Here is a 23949-nt window from a genome sequence, read left to right as displayed (position 1 = left end):
TCATGGATATTTACGATAAAATAAATGAACTTTATGATAAACGCCGTCAGACAGAACTTGGCGGTGGAGACGAGCGAATTGAAAAGCAGCATGCCAAAGGAAAAATGACAGCAAGAGAGCGAATCGATTACATGCTGGATGAGGGAACATTCATTGAACTGAACCCATTTATGGAACATCGCGGAGACAGCTTCGGCATGAATGGGCAGTCGGCACCGGGAGAGGGTGTTGTTACAGGGTTTGGTAAAATTGATGGGAGAGAAGTTTATCTATTCGCACAGGACTTTACTGTATTCGGCGGCGCTTTAGGCGAAATGCATGCGAAAAAGGTTGCTGCCGTCATGGACTTAGCAGTTAAAAATGGTACGCCATTTATCGGATTAAACGATTCTGGGGGTGCTCGCATCCAGGAAGGAGTTTCTTCTCTTGATGGCTATGGCCATGTTTTTTATCGAAATTCTATATACTCTGGAGTTATACCTCAAATTTCAGTAATCATGGGCCCGTGTGCCGGGGGAGCGGTATATTCTCCGGCTATCACAGATTTTGTCATCATGGTGGAAGAAACGTCCCAGATGTTCATTACTGGGCCAAAGGTCATTGAAACAGTCACAGGTGAGAAAATTTCATCGGAAGACCTTGGTGGTGCTTATGTTCATAATTCGAAGAGCGGAAACGCCCATTTGAAAACAAAGGATGAAGAATCAGCACTTGATGCTGTCCGTCAGCTGGTGAGCTACCTCCCGGCTAACAATGAAGAGAAACCTCCAGTACGAGAGCTGGAGGAGAAAGATGACTACCTTCCTGATTTGACAGACAAGATACCATTCGATCCGATCCGGCCATATGATGTACGGGTTGTCATCGATGAAGTAGTCGACCCTGATTCGTTTTTCGAAATTCATAAAGACTTTGCTAAGAACATCGTCGTGGGGTTCGCGAGACTCAAAGGGAAGACGGTCGGCCTTGTATGTAACCAGCCGAAGTATATGGCCGGTGGTCTCGATATTGACTCCAGTGATAAAGCGGCAAGGTTTATCCGGTTCTGCGATTCCTTCAATATACCAATCATCACCTTTGAAGATGTCACCGGTTTCTTCCCGGGAATCAAGCAGGAGCATGGAGGCATCATACGTCACGGAGCAAAAATTTTGTATGCCTATTCCGAAGCAACTGTACCAAAGCTTACGGTTATTACAAGAAAAGCTTATGGTGGGGCATATGTAGCATTGAATAGTAAATCTATCGGTGCAGACCTGGTCTATGCGTGGCCGAATGCTGAAATTGCCGTAATGGGGCCTGAAGGTGCTGCCAATATCATTTTCGCTAAAGAAATAAAAGAAAGTGATAACCCGGAAGAAACACGCCAGAAGAAAATCAGCGAGTACCGAGAACGTTTTGCTAACCCGTATGTTGCAGCTTCCCTGGGTATGGTTGATGATGTCATCGATCCTCGGGAAACCCGGAGCACTTTGATCAAAGCACTGGATATGCTGAAAAACAAAAAGGAAGAGCGACCGAAAAAGAAACACGGCAATATTCCACTTTAACGTTGCCAGCAGCCTGTAAACTGCTATCGTTGACAGTTTCAGGCTGTTCCGCTAACGTACTAGTTGGACTGTATGATACATAAAGGAGGGCATACGAATGGCAGCAGTAAATAAAGAGCGTCTGATTGAGGAGTTCCTGGAGCTGGTTCAGGTTGATTCCGAGACAAAAGACGAAGCTAAAATTGCGGAAGTACTGAAAAAGAAATTTACCGATCTTGGCTTGGAAGTGCTGGAAGATGATGCGCGCAGCCAGACAGATCACGATGCCAACAATTTGATATGTAACCTGAAAGGGACAAAGGAAGGCGTCGATACGATTTATTTCACATCCCATATGGATACCGTCGTTCCTGGAAATGGCGTCAAACCTTCGATCGAAGATGGCTACATCGTAACCGACGGAACTACCATTTTGGGTGCGGATGATAAAGCAGGTCTTGCAGCTATGCTGGAAGCCATCCGAGTACTGAAGGAAAATGATATCGAACATGGGGACATCCAGTTCGTCATTACTGTTGGGGAGGAAAGCGGCTTAGTCGGTGCCAAGGCACTTGACGCTTCCCTATTAAAAGCTAAATATGGCTATGCCATCGACAGTGACGGAAAGGTCGGCAACATTATCGTTGCTGCTCCGACACAAGCAAAAATTAATGCCATCGTCAAAGGCAAGACAGCCCATGCCGGAGTTGCTCCAGAAAAGGGTGTTTCTGCGATCACGCTTGCTGCTAAAGCAATTGCAAAAATGCCGCTTGGCCGGATTGATGATGAAACCACGGCAAATATCGGCCGTTTTGAAGGCGGGAAACAGACAAATATTGTTTGCGATCATGTGGAAATTTTAGCAGAAGCCCGTTCACTCGTTCCGGAAAAAATGGAAGCTCAAGTGGAAAAAATGAAAGAAGCATTCCATAACACAGCCAAGGAAATGGGCGGTGAAGTAGATGTCGAGGTCACCGTCATGTACCCTGGTTTTAAACATCAGGCTGGTGACAAGGTCGTTGAAGTGGCACGTAGTGCTGCTAAGAACATAGGCCGTGACAGTGAACTGCTGCAAAGTGGCGGCGGAAGTGATGCCAATATCATTGCCGGCCACGGCATTCCGACAGTAAACCTCGCAGTAGGGTATGAAGAAATTCATACAACTAACGAACGCATGCCAGTTGCTGAATTAGAAAAAGTTGCTGAGTTTGTCACCGCTATTATCCAGGAAGCAGCCAATGTATAAATGAACCAATCGATCATGCTCAAAAAAGCATGATCGATTTTTAGTTTCTGTTCACCCCGGGACATCCAGATTCTGGAGGACCTGGGATGCTTCTCGAAATAGGTTGTATCTGCGTGCTATAATAGAAGAACAAAAGTTCGTAAAGAAGGAAGGATCATCATGTCTTCTAGATGGTACCCGAAAAATGGCAGGGTCATTTTTCATGTTGATATGAATAGTTTCTATGCTTCAGTTGAGATGGCGTTCGATCCCACCTTAAAGGGTAAACCTCTGGCTATCGCAGGAAACCCGGAAGAGAGAAAGGGGATTGTCGTAACCAGCAGCTACGAGGCAAGGAAGCACGGGGTAAAAACGACGATGCCGTTATGGGAAGCCAAACGGCATTGTCCTGATTTGATCGTGATGCGCCCGAACTTCGACCGGTATCGTACAGCTTCTAAAGAAATGTTTAAAATACTTGCAGATGTCACAGAGATTATCCAGCCGGTATCCATCGATGAAGGGTATATGGATATCACAGCCTGCGAACATCTTGGTTCTCCATTGGAAATAGCTGATCGAATCCAACAGCGGATTTCTGATGAACTCGATCTCCCATGCAGTATCGGTATCGCACCAAATAAGTTCCTGGCTAAGATGGCTTCGGATATGAAAAAGCCAATGGGCATCACTGTTTTGCGAAAGCGTGACCTGTCGAAGAAATTGTGGCCGCTTCCGATTGAAGAAATGTATGGCGTCGGCGATAAAACAGCTGCAAAACTTCGCAATTATAACATGGAAACTATTGGCGACCTTGCCAATTATGATGTATTTAAACTGAAACAATTATTGGGTATTAATGGCGAGCGGTTGAGAAACCGTGCTAATGGACAAGACAACCGTCCTGTGGATCCAGAAGCTGTACATGAATTCAAAAGTATCGGGTCTTCAACCACTCTGTCCCAGGATACTACCGATGACATGGAGATCCGCCAAGTGTTGAGAAGGCTTGCTAATAAAGTGGCTGCCCGTATGAGTGGCAAAAAAGTACTGGCGAGAAATGTTCAGTTGATGATCCGTTATCACGACTGGAAAAACATCACAAGAAGCAGACAATTGAATGATTATATCCATACCTCGGATGACCTGTTTCATATTGCTTCCAGGTTATTTGATGAACATTGGAACCAGGAACCTGTCCGGCTGTTAGGAATAACTGCAGGAGATTTGGCCGAACAGAAAGAAGTGACCCAACAACTGGACATTTTCAGCTTCGAGCAATACGCTGAAAAAGAAAAGCTCTATAAAACCATCGATGATTTGACCGAGCGTTATGGAAAAAACCCTTTTCAGGACCTGACGTCTACAAACGATCGCTCACATAAAGTCAGTACCAGCTTTCAAAAAGACTTCTTAGATGACTATAAAAAATAACGGCATCCAGGACCTTTCAGGTACTGGATGTTATTATTTAGCCGGAAATTTATCTTCGTTGAAGGAAATCATTAGATAGGAAACGAATAATCAGTTGTTAGTGGAATTATAGACCAGATTACAATAAATATAGGAGAGTAAAAAGGAGGGAAAGGCATCATGGTGTCCAGCAATAAGATAGTTAAAGGGGTACAGGTAGATCCTTACACGCGTTGCCGACACTATCATAGTGACATAGATATCATTGCCATCAAATTCTATTGCTGCAAAGAATATTACGCCTGCTATTATTGCCATAAGGAAAAGGCGGATCACCGGGAGGAAAAATGGCCGCAGAAACTTTGGAATGAACGAGCCATTCTATGTGGAAATTGTGATAAGGAATTGACCATTCATGAATATTTGGAACTCTCTCAATGTCCGCAGTGCCTCCATCGTTTTAATGAAAAATGCAGTATCCACTACCCATTATATTTTGATATCTAAGATGATGTAAAAATTAGAAAAGGTAGTTACTATTGAAAGCCACTGGAGTTACACAAGTGAGGATAAACCTATGAAAAAGAGACCCCCGAAGGAATACTACGTTGGTTAGACGAGTATACATAATATCCCGATAGTTTAAACCAGAAGATAGGAGAAGGGTGCAAGTTGTAGACTATATAAGAGAGGAAACTGAAGATGAATAGGGCGCTCCTTCAATTGGAAGGATTCATAATTTTTTTATCCTCCGTTTATTTCTATGGTAGTAATGAATTCAGTTGGGTATTATTTATTTTCGTATTGTTTACCCCTGATATCTCGATGTTAGGTTATCTTATAAACAAAACGGTAGGGGCGTACAGCTATAATGCATTCCATAGTTATCTGTTCCCGATATGTTTATGTCTGTCAGGGCTGACTTTCAATGTTGACACCATGTTAATGGTGGGATTAATCTGGATAGCGCACATCGGGATGGACCGAGGTCTTGGCTTTGGGTTGAAGTATCCGAGCGGATTTAAAGATACCCATATACAAAAAATATAAAAGAGCAGCCGGCTTAAATGCCGACTGCTCTTTTTACTTATCTTCTTAATGTTATACCCATTTAGGTGGGGAAAACATCGGTAACATAATGATTCATTTAATCAACCTGTATTACGAAGTCCGGCAGCTACCCCACTGATAGTAAGGAGGACTTCGGTAAGCAGACTTTCTTCGCGGCTTTCCGTTTCTCTTAATTCTTTGATCAATTCGACTTGAAGGAAATTCAATGGATCCACGTAAGGATTACGTAATCTTACCGAATCCTGGATTGTGACTTGTTTATCCAATAATTCCTGGTCCCCGCTGATCTTTAATAGGATATCTTTCGTTCGATTATATTCATCTACAATGTCACTATAGATCCGTTCACCAAGGTCTTTATCTTTTACAAGCGACTTGTAGTGATTTGCTGTCTGAAGATCCGCTTTCATCAAAGCCATTTGCAGATTATCGATGGTGGAGCGGAAGAATGGCCAGTGTTCATACATTTGCTGCAATGTCTCCAGGTGATTGCTGCTTTGTTCTGCATAAGAAGTCAGGCCGGAACCTGCAGCATACCATGCCGGGAGCAGCTGGCGGTTTTGTGTCCAGGAAAATACCCATGGAATCGCGCGTAAATTCTCAAATTTAGAGCTGTCTTTCCGTTTCATCGGTCTGGATCCGATGTTTAGTTCACTGATTTCTTTCAATGGTGTTGCTTCATTGAAATAAGTGAGGAAGTCTTTGTCGCCAAATACTAGAGATTGATATTTCTTAAGGGAAACCTCTGATATTTCTTCCATGGCTTTTTCCCATGTAGCTTCCCGGTGATGCCCTTGTTCTGATTCTTTCGATACATGTGCAGCTCCTTCAACGAGGGTAGATGCTGCCTGTTCCAGGCTTCGATAAGCGATATCGCGGATAAGGTAGCGGGAAGACAATACTTCACCTTGTTCTGTAATTTTTACGCCGTCTCCCAGGGTTTCCGCTGGCTGGGAGAGGATACTTCTATTCAATGGCCCGCCACCTCGGCCTAGTGATCCGCCACGGCCATGGAAAAACTTAAGTCCAATGTTATATTCTTTGGCCATATCATGAATCTCCTGCTGTGCATTGTAAAGCTTCCAATTGGCAGTCAGGGTACCGCCATCTTTACTTCCATCGGAATAGCCTAACATGACTTCCTGGTGGTTGTTTCGCTCGCCTAGGTGTTTGCGGTAGGCATCCATTTCAAATAAGGTTTTCAAAATTTCAGGTCCTGCTATCAAATCGTCCACTGTTTCCAGAAGAGGTGCGACATTCAGATTGCTTTCCACTCTTCCATCGGGATGCAGACGGTAAATTCCGGCTTCTTTGGCAAGCACTAATACTTCCAGCAGGTCACTGGCTGCTTCTGTCATGCTTACAAGGTATACCTCGATGGCACGATCCCCGAATTCACGATGGGCTTCACGAATTAAATTGAAAACCCGCAACATTTGTTGTGTTTCCTCTGAATAATCTTCATCCAACAAAGTGATCGGACGAGGATCTTCGAGGATACCTTCCAGCATTTTAATTTTTTCTTGTTCGCTTAATGAAGCATAATCTTCGCAGATATTTACTTTCTGGAGAATCTCTGTAATGGCGGCTTCATGTTCACCACTATGGTTCCTAATGTCGAGAGTTGCTAAATGAAAGCCGAACAGCTGCACCTGGCGTACCAGTTTACGAAGCATCTTTAATTCCCGCTGGTTTGGCTGATGACTTTTTACACTTCGTTGAATCATATACAGGTCGTCCAATAGCTGATCAGCAGAATCGTAACCTAATTCTGATTTTCCAACATTGCGAAGTCGTTCTAATATGATGGCGAATTTCCGTCGGTAAATTTCTTTTTCTACACGCCATTTTTTATTTGCACCTATAAGGGCTTCCTCTTTTTCTACCGAGGTAAGCAGCTCATCAGTGACTGTAACAATTTTGGTCGAATGACTGAATCGCTTCATCAGTTCTACCAGGACTTCTTCATATTTATCGAGTACCAGCTCTCGATGTTTTTTTAATGTACTCCAGGTAATATCAGGAGTAACATTCGGGTTCCCATCACGGTCTCCCCCAATCCAGGAGCCGAAACGAAGGAAGTTAGGGATCTGCCATTCCTCGCCTGGATAGCTTTCCTCCAGCCTGTCTTCCAGTTCCTGATGGATGTCAGGAAGCACATCAAAAAGTGTTTCATCAAAGTAATAAAGCCCATTTCTCACTTCATCCATGACTGTCGGTTTCCGTTCCCGGAGCTCATCTGTCTGCCAGAGGACAGTGACCTCATTCATTAAACTGTCCTGCAACTGTTCCCTTTCATGGGAAGTGAGTTGAGGGTTGTCCAATTGTTGCAAAATGGTAGCGATTCGTTTTTGGATTTCCAATACCGTTCGTTTTGTCGCTTCTGTAGGATGGGCCGTGATAATCAGCTCTAAGGATAATTGGTCGAGGACATCCTGGATTACGGAACTGGAAATATCATTCTTGCGAAGTGACTCGACGGCACTCTCCAAGGAGAATGGTTGTATTCCATGATCTTCATGAAGCCGGTATTCGCGGCGCCGGCGAACACGATGGTTCTGCTCAGCTATATTAACAAGATGGAAATAAATTGAGAATGCGCGGATGACTTGGGAGCGCATCGGAGGATGGAGGTTTTCGATTTCTTGTTTCAGCTTTTGATAGGTTGCTTCATCCGGGTTGCTTCTTAGCTCTTTCGACATTTGGCGGATTGTTTCTACTTTATCGAACAATTCCTGACCGCCATGATGAATTAAAATGTCACCGAGCATATTACCCAGTTCACTTACGTCACGTCGTAAGGGGATAGTACTGTCATTGGATTGTCTTGTTGTTGTCATGATTTCACCTTCCTGTTTTTCTTTAAAAATTACTGGCCAAATTATGGCCGATGTATGTTTTCTTATGTTATCAGAATTTTTAGGATAGTCAAATCTATTAACTATAAAAATTTAACCAGACTAGTTTTTGTTGAAGTATTAAACTATCAAAATTTTTTAAGTTTCTCCACTGTTCTGCTTGCTCATGGTAAATAATTTCATAAAAAGTAAAAAACTGCTTCTCAAATTCCATATTATCCTATATACTTAAACTGTACTAAGGATACTAATACAGTTAACACGGTTCATGGATCGGAGGGAGAAGGCCATGTTTGATTTGGATTTACGAAGCAGAAAGCCTATCTACGAACAGCTTGTCGAGAAATTCAAGGAATTAATTATCAAAGAGATTCTGCAGGCAGACGAGAAGCTTCCTTCGGTGAGAACATTGGCGAAACAGATGACGATCAATCCAAATACCATTCAAAAAGCCTACCGCGAGCTGGAAACCCAAGGCTACATCTATTCCGTAAAAGGAAAAGGGAGCTTCGTACAGGTTTCTGATGATGCCGTTAATCAGGAGGAACTTATGAAGATTAAAGAAAAACTGACAGCGGATATTTCTGAAGCGTTGTACCTTGGCGTGACACGGAAGGAAATCGAACAGCTTATTAAAAAAGCAGAGGAATCGATAGGGGGGCAAAAGACAAATGATTGAATTACGGGGTGTAGAGAAATCCTTTCAAAACCAAAGGGTGCTTAATGATATTACATTACAGATTAAGACCGGTTCCATCTATGGTCTTCTCGGATCTAATGGGGCAGGAAAAACCACCCTGCTGAAAATCATGGCTGGAATATTAAAGCAGGAGGAAGGCAGTGTGCAGATGAAGGAGGCTCCTGTTTATGAAAATAATGAGGTGAAAAATAAAATGGTCTTCATCCCTGATCGGCTTTACTTTTTCTCTCATTACACGATTGAACAAATGGCAAAGTTCTATCAAAATATTTATTCTGGCTGGGACCAGTCAAGGTTCGAGGAATTAAAAGATATATTCGGTCTTGATATCAAAAAGAAAGTCAGTCAATTTTCAAAAGGCATGCAAAGGCAGGTAGCATTCTGGCTTGCTTTATCAGCAATGCCGGATATTATGATTCTCGATGAACCGTTTGACGGCTTGGATCCAGTAGTACGGAAAAAGGTGAAAAATCTATTGATCCGGGATGTTGCAGAACGGCAAATGACCATTGTTATATCCTCGCATAACTTAAGAGAAGTAGAAGACATCTGCGATTATGTTGGGATTTTGCATAATGGAGACATTCTTTTAGAAAAAGACCTCGATGATTTGAAAGCGGACATCCATAAAGTCCAGGCGGCTTTCAGAAATCACGTACCAGCCAAATTGAAACAGGAATTAACACTCCTGCACGAAGAAAAGCGGGGAAGTGTCCGGTTATGGATCGTACGGGGGAGTGAAGAAGTCATCACGGAGAAGGTTGAAGCTTATAGTCCGGTAGTTTTTGATTTGCTGCCGCTTACATTAGAAGAAATCTTCATTTATGAAATGGGAGGTGTCGGCTACAATGTTGAAAACATCCTCGTTTAAAAAAGAAGTTACAAAACAGAACTTCCGCAGTGTCGGCTGGATCGGTATCGTATATTTGGCAGGTCTGCTATTCGCCCTTCCTCTCAAGTTAATGATGGAAGTATCCAGTGACAGACCTTTAGGTGAGTATTTCTATCAGAGAGGCCTATTCCAGGTTAACTTTGAGATTCAGCAGCTGCTGATGATTGTTCTGCCCGTATTATTAGCAGTGTTTTTATTTCGTTATCTTCATATGAAAGAGTCCTCCGACTTTATACATAGCCTGCCATTAAAGCGGAAGGAGCTTTACCATATTAATATTTGGAATGGCCTTGTTATCTTAGTTTCACCCATTCTCATCACAACCTTAATTATTGCCATCATTACTGTTAGTTATGATTTAAGTGGTATTTATGAGTGGAGTGACCTTTGGTATTGGGCAGGAGGAACGCTGTCCTATACATTGCTGCTGTTTTTTTCCACCGTGTTTGTCGGTATGTTGACCGGCATGTCGGCAGTCCAGGGAGTCCTGACCTATATCATGCTGCTTTTCCCGGCTGGGATCACAGTGCTTTTCTATTTTGTTCTAGACCGGTTTTTATATGGTTTTTCTACAAATTATTATATGGACAGCAGTATAGAAATGCTTTCACCACTCAGCGATTCATTAAACCTGTTTAATGGGTCCTTACCAGCAATCCGGTTTATCATTTATACAAGCATCGCTGTATTTTTCTATGGCTTAGCATGGGTTATTTACAAACATAGAAAATTAGAAATGGCCGGGCAGGCAATCGTTTATAACGGCTTGAGACCATTGTTCAAATACGGATTGACATTCTGTATGATGCTTGTGGGAGGATTGTACTTCCAAAGCCAGCCTGCGGGGTGGGTGATTTTCGGATATGTCGTCGGTTCATTGGTTGGGTATACGGTTGCTGAGATGGTATTGCAAAAAACATGGCGGGTCTTCGGAAAATGGAAAGGCTATCTTGGCTTTTCCGTTGTCACATTCCTTGTTTTCTTCATGCTGGAAATAGATGTCACCGGTTATGAAAAAGCAATACCGGAAGCTGGGAATGTGGAACGTGTATTTATAGGGGAAGGTTCCTATACGTATAAAAACAAAAACGAGATGATGATGTCAGAAGCAGGATACCTGACCAGCGCGGAAAATATCGAGGCGATTCGGAACCTTCATCAGCAGATTGTGGAAACCGGCCCGCCTGATGATCATGCCAACAGAAAGCGAAATATATTCCTTGCCTATGAGGAAAAAGATCAGGGAAGTGTCATTAGAGAATATATAATTTCTGAAGACCAGCTTCAGTCTGCACTGAAACCAATCTATGAATCAGAAGAATATAAACTGTTAAAATACCCTGTCTTACATGTGGACAGTGAAGATATCGAGAATATCCGGTTTTATGTACCCGGAAAAGAGGACGAGAACATTGTAATAACAAATGCTGAAAAGATTGCCTCATTGGTGAAACAATTGAAGCAGGATTTGGATGAAGAAACCTTTGATAAGAGGTATCCCTTGATTGGAGACCAGGGTGAAATCAGTTTTTCATTAAGTGATGGAACAGAATTTCACGTACCAATAAAGCGCTCGTATGACCGATTTAATGACTGGCTTCAGGAACAGCAAATGTACGAAGACATCATCCTTACAGCCGATGACATTTCAAAAGCCGTGATCATGTATGGGGAAGGGGATGAGGGTACGATTTATAATCGATTCGAAAAAGCGGCTGCATCGAGCGACCACGTATGGACGATAACGGACCCGGAAAAAGTCGAGATGCTGCTGAATAGAAGCGGGAATGACAATCAAGGAAGTTATTTTGTTGCCCTTTATTACAAGGGAGGCTATCCGGAAATGATCTATCGTGTACCGGAAGACTTTGTTTCCCGAATCATCAAATAAAGAAAAAATGAGTGCTTAGCAGAACAAATGCGCAAGCGCCTTGCTCACCCCCGACAAGCTTAAGACAAGCCTCGGCGTGACGTTCTTTGTCACAGAGAGGATTGACTTAAGACCTCGAGGGGGTAGGCGCTGGAGCTGGATGCAGCCAGTTCCAAAGGGGTTAACCACCAACACTGAATTTTATAATTTCCTAGACCAAGAGAAAACCGCCTGATCATATCGTAATCAGGCGGTTTATTTACACTATTTCAATAATTTCTTAATGATTTTCAATCCCATTTTTGAGCCTGGGTAGCGAAAGCTATAGTCGAATTTGGTTGTTTGCTTTGTCATGCTCTTTTGATGGGAGAATGTCTCAAAACTTGCTTTTCCATGGTAGGCCCCCATGCCGCTGCTCCCTACCCCGCCGAAGGGAAGGTGAGGGTTGGCAATATGATAAAGGGTGTCATTGATACAACCGCCGCCAAAGGATAGCGTTTCCGTCACAAATTTCTGCTGTTTTTCTTTTTGGCCGAAGTAGTAGAGAGCTAAGGGTTTCTCTTTATCTTGGAGGTTATCCACTGCTTCAGATAGATTTTCAAAAGTCAGTACAGGCAGAATCGGACCGAATATTTCTTCTTCCATGACTGGGTCCTTCCAATCGATATTATCTAAGATGGTCGGTTGGATCATTAATCGTTCCCGGTCCACGCGGCCACCAGTGAAAACTTGACCATTATCCAAAAAGCCAGTTAATCGGTCAAAGTGTCCACTGGATACAATACTGGTGAAATCCGGGTTCTTCAATGGATCTTTCCCATACATGGTTTCTATATGCTTGTTAATCTTAGCTAATAGTTTATCTTTCACATCCTGGTGAACATAAAGGAAATCAGGTGCGATACAGGTCTGTCCTGCGTTAGTAAATTTTCCCCAGACAATCCGTTTGGCAGCCAGGTCAAGTTTGGCATCTTTATGGACGATTGCGGGGCTTTTTCCGCCAAGTTCCAGTGTGACAGGTGTCAGATGCTTGCTCGCTTTTTCCATTACAATTTTTCCGACTGGAATGCTTCCGGTGAAAAAGATGTAATCAAAGCGTTGGTCGAGTAAAGCCTGACTGGTTTCTTTCCCACCTTCGATTACGGTGAAGAAACCGGGTTCAAAGGTTTCAGCAACCATCTCCTCCAGCAGCGAAGAAACCGTCGGGGTAAGCTCGGATGGCTTAAGAATCACAGTGTTGCCAGCAGCTATGGCTCCAATGACCGGAGCGAAAGCCAGGTTGATCGGATAGTTCCATGGAGCAATAACGAGCACATTTCCATAGGGCTCTTTTAGGATATAGTTTTTCGAGCCTTTATGAGTAAGAGGAGTTTTTACATCAATTGGTTCCATCCATTCTTCCAAGTGTTTCATATGGTCATCAATTTCACTATAGAGGAAGCCGACTTCGGTAGTGTAAGCCTCGTACTCTGATTTATTCAAGTCGGCATTTACTGCTTCAAGAATAGCAGACTCCCATTTTTTCAGCATCTTTTTCAACTTTTTTAACTGAGCGAGACGAAACTCGTATGGCTTCGTGTGACCCTGGCGAAAAAAATCTTTTTGGTCTGCTGTCGCTTTCGAGATGACGGACATCGAACATTCCTCCTTACTTATTAGCCGGAACAGGGTGGTGGTAAAAGTCATAGGCGATTGCTGTATCAGGGAAGATTTCCTGTGCTTCCCGCAATAAATCCTTAACTTTATCTCCTTGATACCTGGAAGATATGTGGCTGATTATCAATTGCTTCACCTCAGCAAGTTTGGCAAGGTGAGCCGCCTGACGGGTGGTGGAATGAAAGTACGCATGGGCCAATTCCTCATCTGCTCCTGCAAAAGTGGCTTCGTGGACAAGAATATCGGCTTGTTTTAAAATATCCGCCAATCCTTCCAGGTACCGGGTGTCCCCAAGAATGGCGATTTTTCTTCCTGCCTTAACAGGACCGAGATAATCTTCCCTGCGAATTACAGTGCCATCAGCCAGCTCCGTCGTTTCGTTCTGTTTTATTTTTTGGTAAATAGGTCCAGGCGAAATCCCTGCATCCTTCAGTTTTTCAGGCAGAAGCTCCCCGGGCTGATCTTTTTCCTGGATAATATAACCGAAGCTTTCAAGCCCGTGTTCAAGCGGCACACTCTTTACTGTAATGCCTTCATCCTCAAAAATCGTCTCTTCCTCAATCACTTCGACAATTTCAAGGGGATACGTAAGCCTTGTGCCACTGACACGGAGACTTATCGTGATGTATTCCTTCAACCCTTTTGGTCCATATATCGTACAGGGGGTTTCTCCACCCTGAAAAGAACGGCTGCTTAAAAAACCTGGCAGGCCGTAAATATGATCGCCATGGAGGTGGGTAATAAATATTTTTTCAACCCGGCGCGGCCGGATATTGGTACGCAGAATTTGGTGCTGGGTGGATTCCCCGCAGTCGAACAGCCAGGTGCTCTGCCGTTCTTGAAGCATCTGCAAGGCTAATGCGGAAACGTTCCGTTCTTTTGAAGGGACTCCGGAACCAGTCCCGAGAAAAAATAATTCCATATTCTTTCCTCCTATACCGCTATCTTATCACTGGCTAAGCCACGTGACACGTAAAAAGAAAGGTCCGAGCCAATGAAATGGACGGACCTTTTGAGAATTTTTTATTTCCACGCCCTTGCATATTGGCGGGGTCCTTCAAGGGCGAATCCTAACTCTTCAGCTGCCTGCATCGGCCAGTATGGATTACGCAATAAAGAGCGGCCGATGAATACCAAATCAGCGCGTTCGTTTTGAACAATTTCTTCTGCTTGAATTCCATGTGTTATTAGCCCCACAGCTCCTGTGGGAATCCCGGTCCTGCGTTTGATTTCCTCCGCGTAGGATATTTGGTAGCCGGGAAATGGATTAATGGAAGCCGGGACGACACCGCCTGAACTGACATCGATCAAGTCGATACCCTGCTTTTTCATTTCCCTTGCAAAGTAGAGAAAATCATTCATCGTATTGCCTTCTTCATGATATTCATTCCCTGAAATTCTAACAAACAAAGGGCCATTCCATACTTCCTTGACAGCTGTAATCACTTCTTTCAGAAAACGGTAGCGGTTTTCTGTAGAACCTCCATAATCATCGCTTCGTTTATTAGTAAGAGGAGATAGGAATTCATTGATCAAGTAACCATGGGCACCATGGAGTTCGATGATATCAAACCCACTTTCTTCAGCTCTTCTGGCAGCATCTTTAAAAGCGGTGATTACATGTTGGATATCTTTCATGGACATCTCATTCGGAGTTTGTAACTGCTCATTAAAAGGGAGCGGACTGGGTCCATAAATAGGATCTTTCAGGTCAGCTTTTCTTCCGGCGTGGGCAAGCTGGATGGCAGAAGCAGCACCATGGCGGTGTATCCCTTCATTGATCTGCTTCAATCCCAATATATGTTCATCGCTCCAAATACCAAGATCTTCATAGGAAATTCTCCCTTCCGGTACCACAGCAGTAGCTTCCGTCATGACAAGACCGACTTGTCCGGCAGCACGGCTTTCATAGTGCGTAAAGTGGAAGGGAGCAGCTTTCCCGTCCTGAGTGTCAGAAGAATACATACACATCGGGGACATAACGATTCTATTCTTTAGTGTGACATCTTTTATCCTATAAGGGGAAAATAATTTTGATTCCATGCTATTTCTCCTTTATGGTTTTATATTATTGATATAACTCACGGTATTCTTTAGCCAAGTGGGGCACATCTGTGAAAATTCCTTCACATTTTAGCTTAAAACACTTTTTCATTTGGGCAGGTCGGTTTACCGTGTAGCTGCGCAAGGCCAGGTTTTGCTGCATACAATTCTCTGCCAGTTTTTTGTTCAGCAGCCGATACTTTGCATGTAAACCATCCACCTGTAACCTTCTCAAATATCCCAAAAGGTCAGGGAGCTTCTGAGAAGTTAAAAAGGCCGTCGCCACCTTTGGATCGATTTCCTTCATCCGTCTCATACTCTCGGGATTGAATGAGGAAACCACCGTTTGATCAAGCAGTTGGTGGGCCTGTAGAAGGTCATAAACGATTCGCTCCATATTTTTATAATCAATTACATTGTTTTTGAGCTCGATATTTAACACCATAGATTTGTCCTGTACCCAACCTAAAAATTCTTCTAATGTTACAATAGGTGTATCTGAAAATTTCGAGGAAAACCAGCTGCCTGCATCCAGCTTTTTTATTTCTTCATATGTATAATCCTGAACGAAACCGGTACCATTTGTGGTGCGACGCACATTCTCATCATGAATCAAAACCGGAACGCTGTCTTTAGTCAGCTGGACATCCGTTTCAATACCATCTGCACCTGCCTGGTAGGCTAGATCAAACGCCGGCATGGTATTTTCGGGGGCAAGTTTACTGGCGCCTCTATGGGCATAAATCAAAGTTACCAATTATGTCACCTCTCGCTATCTACTCTTTTTGATTGTGTGACATTTACTAGTAAAAGTCAATTTAAAGGAGTGGATCAAGATGGAACAACAATGGAAGACAAAAGAGCAGTTGACGGACCTATTATGTTCCCTTGTCAACTATCCGAGTATTACAAGTAGTAATGATGAAATTGCAATCATCGAATATCTGCAGCACCTATTAGCGACAAAACCCTATTTCAAGGAAAATCCTGATTTTTTGCAAACCTATCCGTTAAAGGATGGGCGTCAGCTCCTGACTGCTCTAGTAAAAAAACCGGAAGCAAAAGATACAATCGTACTGCTTTCCCATGTAGATGTGGTGGGGATTGAAGATTATGGTTCCTTTCAAAATCTGGCCTTCCATCCAAAAGAACTGACCAGAGAGTTACAACATCGTGTAAAAGAGCTGCCGGAAGAAGCTGCAGACGATTTGAAAACAGGTGACTGGTTGTTTGGGCGTGGAACTATGGACATGAAAGCAGGCCTGACTGTCCATTTATCTATGCTGGAAAAGGCGATGAATGGAGAGTTTGATGGGAATCTTTTGTTACTCGCGGTCCCTGATGAGGAAGTGAATTCGCTTGGAATGCTTACGGCTTTGCCGGCATTAGACGAATTACAGAAACGGCATGACCTGAATTTTAAAGCAACGATGAACGGGGAACCAATGTTTCGGAAATTCCCGGGTGATACTGCTTACTACTTATATACGGGTTCTATCGGAAAGGTGCTTCCTGGTTTTCTTTGCTATGGAAAAGAAACACATGTAGGAGAGCCCTTTGCCGGGTTGAATACTAATCTGATGATCAGTTATCTTGCGCAAGAATTGGAATTAAGTGAGGATTTTATCGAGACGGTGGGTGAGGAAACGACACCACCGCCAATCAGCCTGATGCAGCGTGATCTTAAAGAGGAATATTCCGTACAGACTCCTCAATCTGCTGTAGCTATGTATAACGTCCTTTATATGGAGCAGACGATTGCAGATATAAATGAAAAGCTGCTTACCGCAGCAGAAAGAGCAAGGGGAAAAATTCTCCAGCACTATGATAACAAGGCAGCGCATTATATTTCAGAAAATGAACGTGATCACCTTGACATGACGGTAACGGTCCTTACTTATGAACAATTATACCGCGAGGCTGAAAAAAGGTATGGAAAAGGAGAGGTAGAAAGGCGTCAGAACCTGCTGACTTCCCAAAGAGATCAAGGGGATCGTGATTTTTCTACCCTGCTCGTTCAGGATCTTGCTTCGTTATGTAAAGATATCGGGCCAATGATCGTTCTGTTTTACAGCCCGCCGTTCTATCCATCCGTTTCATCAAAAAAAGATCCGCTCATTGAAGCGACGGTGAAGGATTGTCAAGCATATGCCAGCCAAACTTATGGAGTTGCTCTTAAAAATGTCGAATATTTTGCCGGGCTGTCTGACTTGAGTTTCCTAGGTCCGGTATCTTCGGATTCCCCACTTGAAGATCTTTTGAAGTTGATGCCGATCCAGGGGCGGGGGTTTGAACTGCCCGAGAATGTGATGAAAACCTTAAATATGCCGGTCATTAATGTTGGTCCGTTAGGGAAGGATCCGCATCAATGGACAGAACGGCTTGAGCTTACTTATTCGTTTGAGTATCTGCCCGAACTGCTGCAATATACATTAAAGCAGCTGTTCAATAACTGACCCCACTGCTGGTCCGAAAATCCATCGGATCAGCTTTTATCGTTGTAAGTGAAGGAGGAAAGCGAGGTATTTCCCTGCCCAACCTGCGACGATGAAATAAAGTGAGGGAATGGAAATTTTATGCTACAATGGTATAATTAAATGAATGACTATTCAGTAAGAGAGAGGAATTCAGATGACTATCGTGAAACAAAAAATCAGCCAAATAACCGTACCTACTCCCTATGCGGTAGGAGATGTCCATATTTATGTACTGAACGGAGAACGTCTCTCGATCATCGACGCAGGTGTGAAGACCGATGAGGCCTGGGAGGCATTTGTTTATCAATTGAAGCAGATTGGTTATGAACCAAAAGATATTGAACAGGTGATTTTGACTCACCATCACCCTGACCATATCGGTCTTATGGAATACTTTCCGCGTCTTGAAGAAGTGATTGCTCATCCTCAGGTAGATCAATGGCTTAAGAGAGATCCGGAATTCCTGCAAAATTATCAAAGCTTTTTTCAAACTTTGTATCACCAGGCGGGGGTCCCGGCTCACTACCTCAGCTTTTTGAAACAACTGCGCAACCCTCTTGGTGACGTAGCAAAAGGGAATCTTACCAGCACGATACTTGAAGGCGACGCACTGCCGGGACATGGAGATTGGAAAGTAATTGCTACACCCGGCCACGCACAGAGCCACTTGTCTTTTTATCGCGAAAAAGACGGAGCTCTCCTGGGAGGCGATCATTTGCTTGAACATATCTCTCCTAATCCATTGCTCGAACCACCTTTTCAACCTGATGAAGAGAGACCCAGGCCGATGCTCCAGTATCGCAGCTCCTTAAAAAAATTGCTTTCGTACGATATTGAACATGTCTACCCTGGTCATGGAAAGACATTCACTAATGCGGCTGAATTGATTCACCGACGTCTAGAGAGTCAGGAAAAACGGGCGGCTAAAGTGCGGGAAATCATTGGCGAGGCTGAAATGAACATGTTCCAGATCTGCACTCGTTTGTTTCCGAACCAATACGAAAAACAATTCGGACTTACCATGTCTGAAACCATCGGACAGCTGGATTACCTGGAGGACATAAAGGCTGTAAAAACAAAAGTGGACAATGGCGTGATTATTTATGAAAATGTGGAGGGTTCTTTATTATGAACCCTTTTGTAAAAGATAAAAAAGTGTTGATTACCGGAGCATCAGGGGGAATTGGCCAATACATTGCGATTCATGTTGCCAGGAACGGAGGCATCCCTATCCTGGTAGCACGATCTGCAAATAAGCTGGAGACAATAGCAAATATACTGGAAGAAAAATTCAATGTCTCCTGCCACTGGTATCAGGCTGACCTTAACAGAGACACAGAATCGAAAGAGATTAGTGAACAAATTTTAGCAGAACATGAATCGATTGATGCTCTAATCAACAACGCCGGGATGGGCATCTTTGACTATTTTGCTGAGTCTGAATGGCAGGATATCAACCGGATGATCCAGTTGAACATTACATCTTTGCTAAGAGTGACACACCAGGTGCTCCCCCGGATGATCGAGCAGGGCTCCGGGCACATCGTCAACATAGCTTCCCAGTCAGGAAAGATGGCAACGCCTAAGTCTGCCGTTTATGCCGCAACGAAGCATGCCGTACTGGGTTTCACCAATGCTTTGCGCCTGGAAACGGAGTATCAGGGCATATTGGTCACAGGAGTAAATCTTGGCCCTGTCCGCACTGGTTTCTTCGACCAGGCTGATCCTACAGGTGCTTACCGCAAGGCTGTCGATCCATGGATGCTTGACGCCAACAGGGTTGCCAACCGGATCGTTAAGCAATTATTCAGACCGGCCAGGGAAATCAATCTTCCAGTCTGGATGGAAGCGGGTAGTAAGCTGCACTACCAATTCCCTGGCTTGACTGAAAAACTCCTCAACAAACAATTCAATAAAAAATAGCCTGGCAACGTATTTTGCCGGGCTTTTTCTATTGAGTTCAGCCTGCAGTCTCTTTTTTTACAATGATTCCCTCTTGCATATGCGAACGTATATTCGCATAATATAAGGTGAGATCAAAAGAGAGGTGTGACGGAAATGAGTAATCCGGTAATTGATTACAATTTATTTCCGGAACGTCGAGTCCTGTGTGTCGATATGAAGAGTTTTTATGCCAGCTGTGCCGCCATTTTACGCGGCCTTGACCCGATGACCTGCCATTTGGCAGTGGTGGCGGATACGAGCCGCAGGGGGAGTGTAGTATTAGCCGCATCCCCGGCGATGAAGAAAGACTACGGCATCCGCACAGGGAGCCGGCTGTTTGAAATACCGGATGACCCGGATATTGTTATTGTATCCGCGCAGATGAGTACCTATTTAGAAATTTCCACTGAGGTTACGAGGCTGTTTCATAAATACGTCCCGAAAGAAGCCATCCACACCTATAGCGTCGATGAAAGTTTCCTGGAGGTCGATGGAAGCGAGCGGATGTTCGGAGAAGCAGAGGAAATAGCAACGATGATTTTGAAGGAACTGGAAGATACCTTCCATCTCAAAGCGGCAATTGGAATTGGCCCGAATATGCTGTTGGCCAAGCTATGTCTTGATTTGGAAGCGAAGAAAAAAGGCGTCGCCGAGTGGACCTATAAGGACGTTCCGGAAAAACTGTGGCCGGTTGCCCCGCTCAGAGAAATGTGGGGAATCGGTCCGCGCCTGGAAAGAAGATTGAATCGGATGGGGATTACGACCGTCGGCCAGCTTGCGCATTACCCGCTGGAGCGGCTCGAAAAAGTATTCGGCGTCATGGGCAACCAATTGTTCTACCATGCGCACGGGGTCGATTTATCGGAGCTTGGTGCTCCTATCATCCAGGGGCAGATCAGTTATGGGAAAAGCCAGATTCTGCTGCGTGACTACCATGACCCGTCCCAAGTGAAACACGTCATGCTGGAAATGTGTGAAGAGGTGGCGAGGCGTGCGCGGAGCAACGATAAAGCGGGACGGACAATCAGTCTGGGGATCGGCTATAGTAAAACGGAAGGAGGCGGCGGCTTTCATCGTTCGCGCAGCCTCGACCAGCCGACCAATATTACCATGGATATTTATTATACGTGCCTGCAGCTGTTTAAGGAATTCTATGAAGAAAAGACGGTTCGGAGCATATCGATATCTTTGTCTAATATCAGTGAAGACACGAGCATCCAATTGGATTTATTCGATACGGGAAGGGATCGTAAACGGGAGCTCGGTTACGTCATGGATGCTATCCGGGACAAATATGGCAGTGATGCGCTGCTCCGGGGTGTTTCTTATACGGAAGCAGGTACCGCGCTTCATCGAAGCAAACTTGTGGGAGGGCACTTTGCAGAGTAAGTCAGAACGTCTTTTTTGCCAGGAAATAAAAAATTTCTTATGATTATACTCATAGGGGGGATAGAAATGGAATTGAGGATAACCAATGAAGCGAAAGAACAATTGCGAGCGTTGAACCCTGATAACCGCAGGTATTTACGGTTGTATTATGACACGGAAGGCTGTGGGTGCGGGGTGAATGGCGTTCCCACCCTCCGTTGGACGGACACAAGAACCGATTGGGATCAAGGTGTAGATAATGAGGATTTTGAAGTGATCCTTCACAAACAGCAGGCCGTCTTTTTTGAGAAGCGTCTCCGGCTGGAAATTGTGAATGGGAAGCTCCGCTTAAGCAGCCCGAACGGGGTTCTCAATCCTGTAATCCCAGGTTCGGAAGTGATGAAAGGAGACAGCGCATGAGCAAGAAACGTATTAATGAGCAAGGTTCGTTAAGTGACCGGTTGAATGCCGATATCGTAACCCAATTGAAGTCAAAAAAAACCCAGCTGAAACAAAAGGAAGAGCAGGACAAGGAACGGGAGAGACAGCGTAAAATAGAGGAACGAAAGAAGAAAGAAGCAAATAAGAGCTTTGAAGAACTGCTGGAAGAAAGTGAAATGGACTGGAAAAAGTTCAAGTGAAAGGCTGCCTGTGGAGCATACTCCATCAGGCAGCCTGATTTTATTTAAGGCTTTGTTAAACCTCACTGTAGATGTTAAAGTAAAGCTCCCTTTTCTTGAAGACTCAGTTTCGAGATAAATTGTTTCCGTTACGATAGTAACGGTTAGGAGGTCCGGGAAATTACTCGCTTTCCATGGGCGTACGGTGAGCTTCCTCGGGCTTCGCCTTGCGGGATCTCACCGCTCATGTCCATCCCACTGGAGTCTCGCAATTTCCCGGACCTCCTTGCGTTTATGAGAGATACGGAAACATCGGTATATCGTTCTTCAAACCAAGAGTGAGCTATGCATGAAATGTGAGCTTAAAACCGCGTCTTTATTCAATTATTCATTAAAAGTAGAAGACATCTGCAATATAACAGGGGTTCTTTTCTCCCATCCTTCGGATGGGGTGGCAGGGAAACTGCGAGACTCCCGCGGGAGAAGGGACTAGGCAAGACCCCACAGGGAGTGAAAACGACCGAGGAGGCTTGCCGGTTCCCCCGCAGGAAAGCGAGTAGTTTCCCGGACATCCCTGACGCTATTATGGTAAAGAACCCTCACTATCTTGAAACTGAGTCTTCCACAATTCGGCCCGATAGTTGAATAAGTCTAAAATCTACAACGTTTATCTGAGCCTCTTAAAGCACACTTAAGAACTGGCGGAAGCTCTGGTTGTTCAGACATTACCGGTGTTTTTGATAGGTGAGCGGGCTTGTCAACGCCTGGATTTCACCAAAAATCTGCTCGGTCAACGGAGCGGCTTCTAAGAAGCTCACGTTGTCATCTACCTGTTCCACTGAGCTTGCTCCAAATACGGCTGTCGCTACAGCTGGGTGGTGCAGGACATATTGTAGAGCCAGAGCGTTGAGTGTACGTTCTTCATTACCATAATCCTCAAGTTTTTCAGTCAGTGCCAGCATCTCTTCATAACTATAATCCAGAAACCCGTCTTTTGCCTTCGCCTCTGCAACTTTTGCTCCTTTATTGCTGAGCATCCCTTTGGCAAGCGGTCCGCGAACGAGAACGCTGATGTTATTGTTGTGAAGCAGGTCGAGAATTTCTTCTTCCGGCCGGCGATCTAACATATTATACTGCATCATCACACTTACCATGTTAGAACGCTCGACATATTCACGGATGACATTTGGCCGGATGGATGAAATTCCATACTCTCTGATGAGACCTTCCTGCTTCAAATCTTCAAAAGCTTCTATTGTTTCCCCGATGTTATCATCTATCGTACCCCCATGGAGCTGATAGAGGTCGATGTAATCGGTCTGAAGCCGCTGGAGGCTGTCTTTTACGCCGTTTTTGATATGTTCCTTCGATGGGTCCCAATGCCAATCTTCTTTCTCTTTATCAAAATGGTTTCCAACTTTGGTGCCGAGAATGATATCTTCACGGCGGTGTTTGATCGCTTTTCCTACTATCTTTTCATTCTCGCCGAAATTATATAAATCAGCGGTGTCTAAATAGTTGATTCCGGCATCCAGCGCTCGGTCGATGATATCTTTTGCTTGATTTTCATCTGTACCGAGGTTCATGCAGCCCAGGCTGATTTCCGATAGATAAAGGTCTGATTTTCCCAGTTGTCGTTTATTCATCATACCATCCCTTTCCTAGAAAATAGTTATAACCGCCATTCTCAATATGTTAGAATGGCGGTAGTGTGCGCGATAGCAGAGAGGGGTTTTTTTGTGAAAAAATTTGAAGAAAAAACAATAGATACAAAGAAGATATTTGACGGGAAAGTAATAAAACTTCAGGTAGACAGTGTTACTTTACCCGATGGCAACACATCTAAACGAGAATTAATCAAACACCCTGGTGCTGTAGCGATTATAGCATTGACGGAGGAAAATAACATCGTTTTCGTTGAACAATACCGCAAAGCTTTGGAGAAAACCATCCTGGAAATACCAGCTGGAAAGCTGGAAGATGGAGAAGCACCTGAGGTTACTGCTAAACGCGAACTGGAAGAAGAGACAGGATATACGACGGACCACCTGGAACTTGTCACTTCGTTTTATACTTCGCCGGGGTTCGCAGATGAGCTTGTGTATGTATATTTTACAAACCGGCTGAAACGCCTGCAGGAGGACATTGCAGGAGACGATGATGAATTTGTTGAAAAGTATGAACTTCCTCTTGAGGAAGCGGAACGTCTAATGGAAGAAAAGCGTATTCATGATGCCAAAACTGCCTATGCGCTGCTTTATTTGAAATCCAGGGGAGAATGAA

At 44.1% G+C, this 23949-nt stretch carries 21 protein-coding genes; 15 read left to right on the top strand and 6 right to left on the bottom strand.

What is annotated here, in order from left to right; all coding sequences use genetic code 11:
• The first annotated feature begins 2 nt into the window (after positions 1-2).
• The 5 genes from ACGTNI_RS04680 to ACGTNI_RS04660 all read left to right on the top strand — a co-directional run bounded on the left by ACGTNI_RS04680 (position 3) and on the right by ACGTNI_RS04660 (position 5217).
• Positions 3-1550 (top strand): acyl-CoA carboxylase subunit beta, encoded by a 1548-nt coding sequence (locus ACGTNI_RS04680; RefSeq protein ID WP_394460356.1) that lies wholly within the window; start codon positions 3-5, stop codon positions 1548-1550.
• A gap of 97 nt (positions 1551-1647) precedes the next feature.
• Positions 1648-2775 carry a M20/M25/M40 family metallo-hydrolase gene (locus ACGTNI_RS04675; protein ID WP_394460354.1) on the top strand — a complete coding sequence of 376 codons (1128 nt, stop codon included), beginning with the start codon at positions 1648-1650 and terminating at the stop codon, positions 2773-2775.
• A gap of 159 nt (positions 2776-2934) precedes the next feature.
• Positions 2935-4188, top strand: a complete 1254-nt coding sequence (locus tag ACGTNI_RS04670; RefSeq protein WP_085508777.1) for a DNA polymerase IV — start codon at positions 2935-2937, stop codon at positions 4186-4188.
• A 159-nt stretch (positions 4189-4347) separates the two neighbouring features.
• Entirely contained in the window at positions 4348-4674 is a 327-nt protein-coding gene (locus ACGTNI_RS04665; protein ID WP_085508776.1) for a CHY zinc finger protein, read from the top strand.
• A 195-nt stretch (positions 4675-4869) separates the two neighbouring features.
• Entirely contained in the window at positions 4870-5217 is a 348-nt protein-coding gene (locus tag ACGTNI_RS04660) for a DUF4260 domain-containing protein (protein WP_085508775.1), read from the top strand.
• A 101-nt stretch (positions 5218-5318) separates the two neighbouring features.
• Here ACGTNI_RS04660 and ppc read toward each other — a convergent pair whose 3' ends face one another.
• Entirely contained in the window at positions 5319-8078 is a 2760-nt protein-coding gene (gene ppc, locus ACGTNI_RS04655; RefSeq protein ID WP_394460350.1) for a phosphoenolpyruvate carboxylase, read from the bottom strand.
• Between the two features lie 307 nt (positions 8079-8385).
• On the opposite strand from ppc, the gene ACGTNI_RS04650 reads away from it, so the two are divergent.
• Genes ACGTNI_RS04650 through ACGTNI_RS04640 form a run of 3 tightly spaced genes read left to right on the top strand, consistent with a single transcriptional unit; the run spans position 8386 to position 11579 of the window.
• Positions 8386-8775 carry a GntR family transcriptional regulator gene (locus tag ACGTNI_RS04650; protein WP_085508773.1) on the top strand — a complete coding sequence of 130 codons (390 nt, stop codon included), beginning with the start codon at positions 8386-8388 and terminating at the stop codon, positions 8773-8775.
• Positions 8768-9667 (top strand): ABC transporter ATP-binding protein, encoded by a 900-nt coding sequence (locus ACGTNI_RS04645; RefSeq protein ID WP_085508772.1) that lies wholly within the window; start codon positions 8768-8770, stop codon positions 9665-9667. The genes ACGTNI_RS04650 and ACGTNI_RS04645 overlap by 8 nt, the downstream gene beginning before the upstream one ends.
• Positions 9645-11579, top strand: a complete 1935-nt coding sequence (locus tag ACGTNI_RS04640) for a DUF6449 domain-containing protein (RefSeq protein WP_394460348.1) — start codon at positions 9645-9647, stop codon at positions 11577-11579. The genes ACGTNI_RS04645 and ACGTNI_RS04640 overlap by 23 nt, the downstream gene beginning before the upstream one ends.
• 243 nt (positions 11580-11822) lie before the next feature.
• On the opposite strand, the gene ACGTNI_RS04635 is transcribed toward ACGTNI_RS04640, so the two are convergent.
• The 4 genes from ACGTNI_RS04635 to ACGTNI_RS04620 form a co-directional block, all read right to left on the bottom strand.
• The gene (locus tag ACGTNI_RS04635; RefSeq protein WP_085508770.1) at positions 11823-13193 is read right to left on the bottom strand and encodes an aldehyde dehydrogenase; all 1371 of its coding nucleotides are present in this window, start codon (positions 13191-13193) and stop codon (positions 11823-11825) included.
• A gap of 13 nt (positions 13194-13206) precedes the next feature.
• Positions 13207-14136: a ribonuclease Z gene (rnz, locus tag ACGTNI_RS04630; protein ID WP_394460346.1), complete on the bottom strand. Its 930-nt coding sequence runs from the start codon at positions 14134-14136 to the stop codon at positions 13207-13209.
• Positions 14137-14237: 101 nt separating this feature from the next.
• Positions 14238-15257 (bottom strand): NADPH dehydrogenase NamA, encoded by a 1020-nt coding sequence (gene namA, locus ACGTNI_RS04625; RefSeq protein WP_394460344.1) that lies wholly within the window; start codon positions 15255-15257, stop codon positions 14238-14240.
• A 25-nt stretch (positions 15258-15282) separates the two neighbouring features.
• Positions 15283-16014, bottom strand: a complete 732-nt coding sequence (locus ACGTNI_RS04620; RefSeq protein WP_394460342.1) for a glycerophosphodiester phosphodiesterase — start codon at positions 16012-16014, stop codon at positions 15283-15285.
• Between the two features lie 79 nt (positions 16015-16093).
• On the opposite strand from ACGTNI_RS04620, the gene ACGTNI_RS04615 reads away from it, so the two are divergent.
• The 6 genes from ACGTNI_RS04615 (at position 16094) to ACGTNI_RS04590 (ending at position 21687) form a co-directional block, all read left to right on the top strand.
• On the top strand, positions 16094-17713 hold the full coding sequence (locus tag ACGTNI_RS04615; protein WP_394460340.1) for a M20/M25/M40 family metallo-hydrolase: 1620 nt from the start codon (positions 16094-16096) through the stop codon (positions 17711-17713).
• Between the two features lie 175 nt (positions 17714-17888).
• Positions 17889-18866, top strand: coding sequence for an MBL fold metallo-hydrolase (locus tag ACGTNI_RS04610; protein ID WP_394460338.1), 978 nt, complete (start codon positions 17889-17891; stop codon positions 18864-18866).
• On the top strand, positions 18863-19657 hold the full coding sequence (locus ACGTNI_RS04605) for an SDR family NAD(P)-dependent oxidoreductase (RefSeq protein ID WP_394460336.1): 795 nt from the start codon (positions 18863-18865) through the stop codon (positions 19655-19657). Before ACGTNI_RS04610 ends, ACGTNI_RS04605 begins: the two co-directional genes overlap by 4 nt.
• A 135-nt stretch (positions 19658-19792) precedes the next feature.
• Entirely contained in the window at positions 19793-21067 is a 1275-nt protein-coding gene (locus ACGTNI_RS04600; protein WP_394460334.1) for a Y-family DNA polymerase, read from the top strand.
• 66 nt (positions 21068-21133) lie between these two features.
• Entirely contained in the window at positions 21134-21466 is a 333-nt protein-coding gene (locus ACGTNI_RS04595; protein ID WP_394460332.1) for an iron-sulfur cluster biosynthesis family protein, read from the top strand.
• Positions 21463-21687 carry a YqkE family protein gene (locus ACGTNI_RS04590; RefSeq protein WP_394460330.1) on the top strand — a complete coding sequence of 75 codons (225 nt, stop codon included), beginning with the start codon at positions 21463-21465 and terminating at the stop codon, positions 21685-21687. Before ACGTNI_RS04595 ends, ACGTNI_RS04590 begins: the two co-directional genes overlap by 4 nt.
• 704 nt (positions 21688-22391) lie before the next feature.
• Here the strand turns inward: ACGTNI_RS04590 and ACGTNI_RS04585 are convergent.
• Complete coding sequence (locus ACGTNI_RS04585; protein ID WP_394460406.1) at positions 22392-23312, bottom strand: aldo/keto reductase; 921 nt, start codon at positions 23310-23312, stop codon at positions 22392-22394.
• A 93-nt stretch (positions 23313-23405) separates the two neighbouring features.
• Between ACGTNI_RS04585 and ACGTNI_RS04580 the strand changes: the two genes are divergently transcribed.
• Positions 23406-23948 (top strand): NUDIX hydrolase, encoded by a 543-nt coding sequence (locus ACGTNI_RS04580; protein WP_085508761.1) that lies wholly within the window; start codon positions 23406-23408, stop codon positions 23946-23948.
• Position 23949 lies beyond the last annotated feature (1 nt).

This window comes from Thalassobacillus sp. B23F22_16, assembly GCF_043496955.1.
Taxonomy (GTDB): domain Bacteria; phylum Bacillota; class Bacilli; order Bacillales; family Halobacillaceae; genus Thalassobacillus; species Thalassobacillus devorans_A.
Note: the sequence above shows the minus strand (reverse complement) of the source record. Positions and strands in the feature narration are given on the sequence as shown.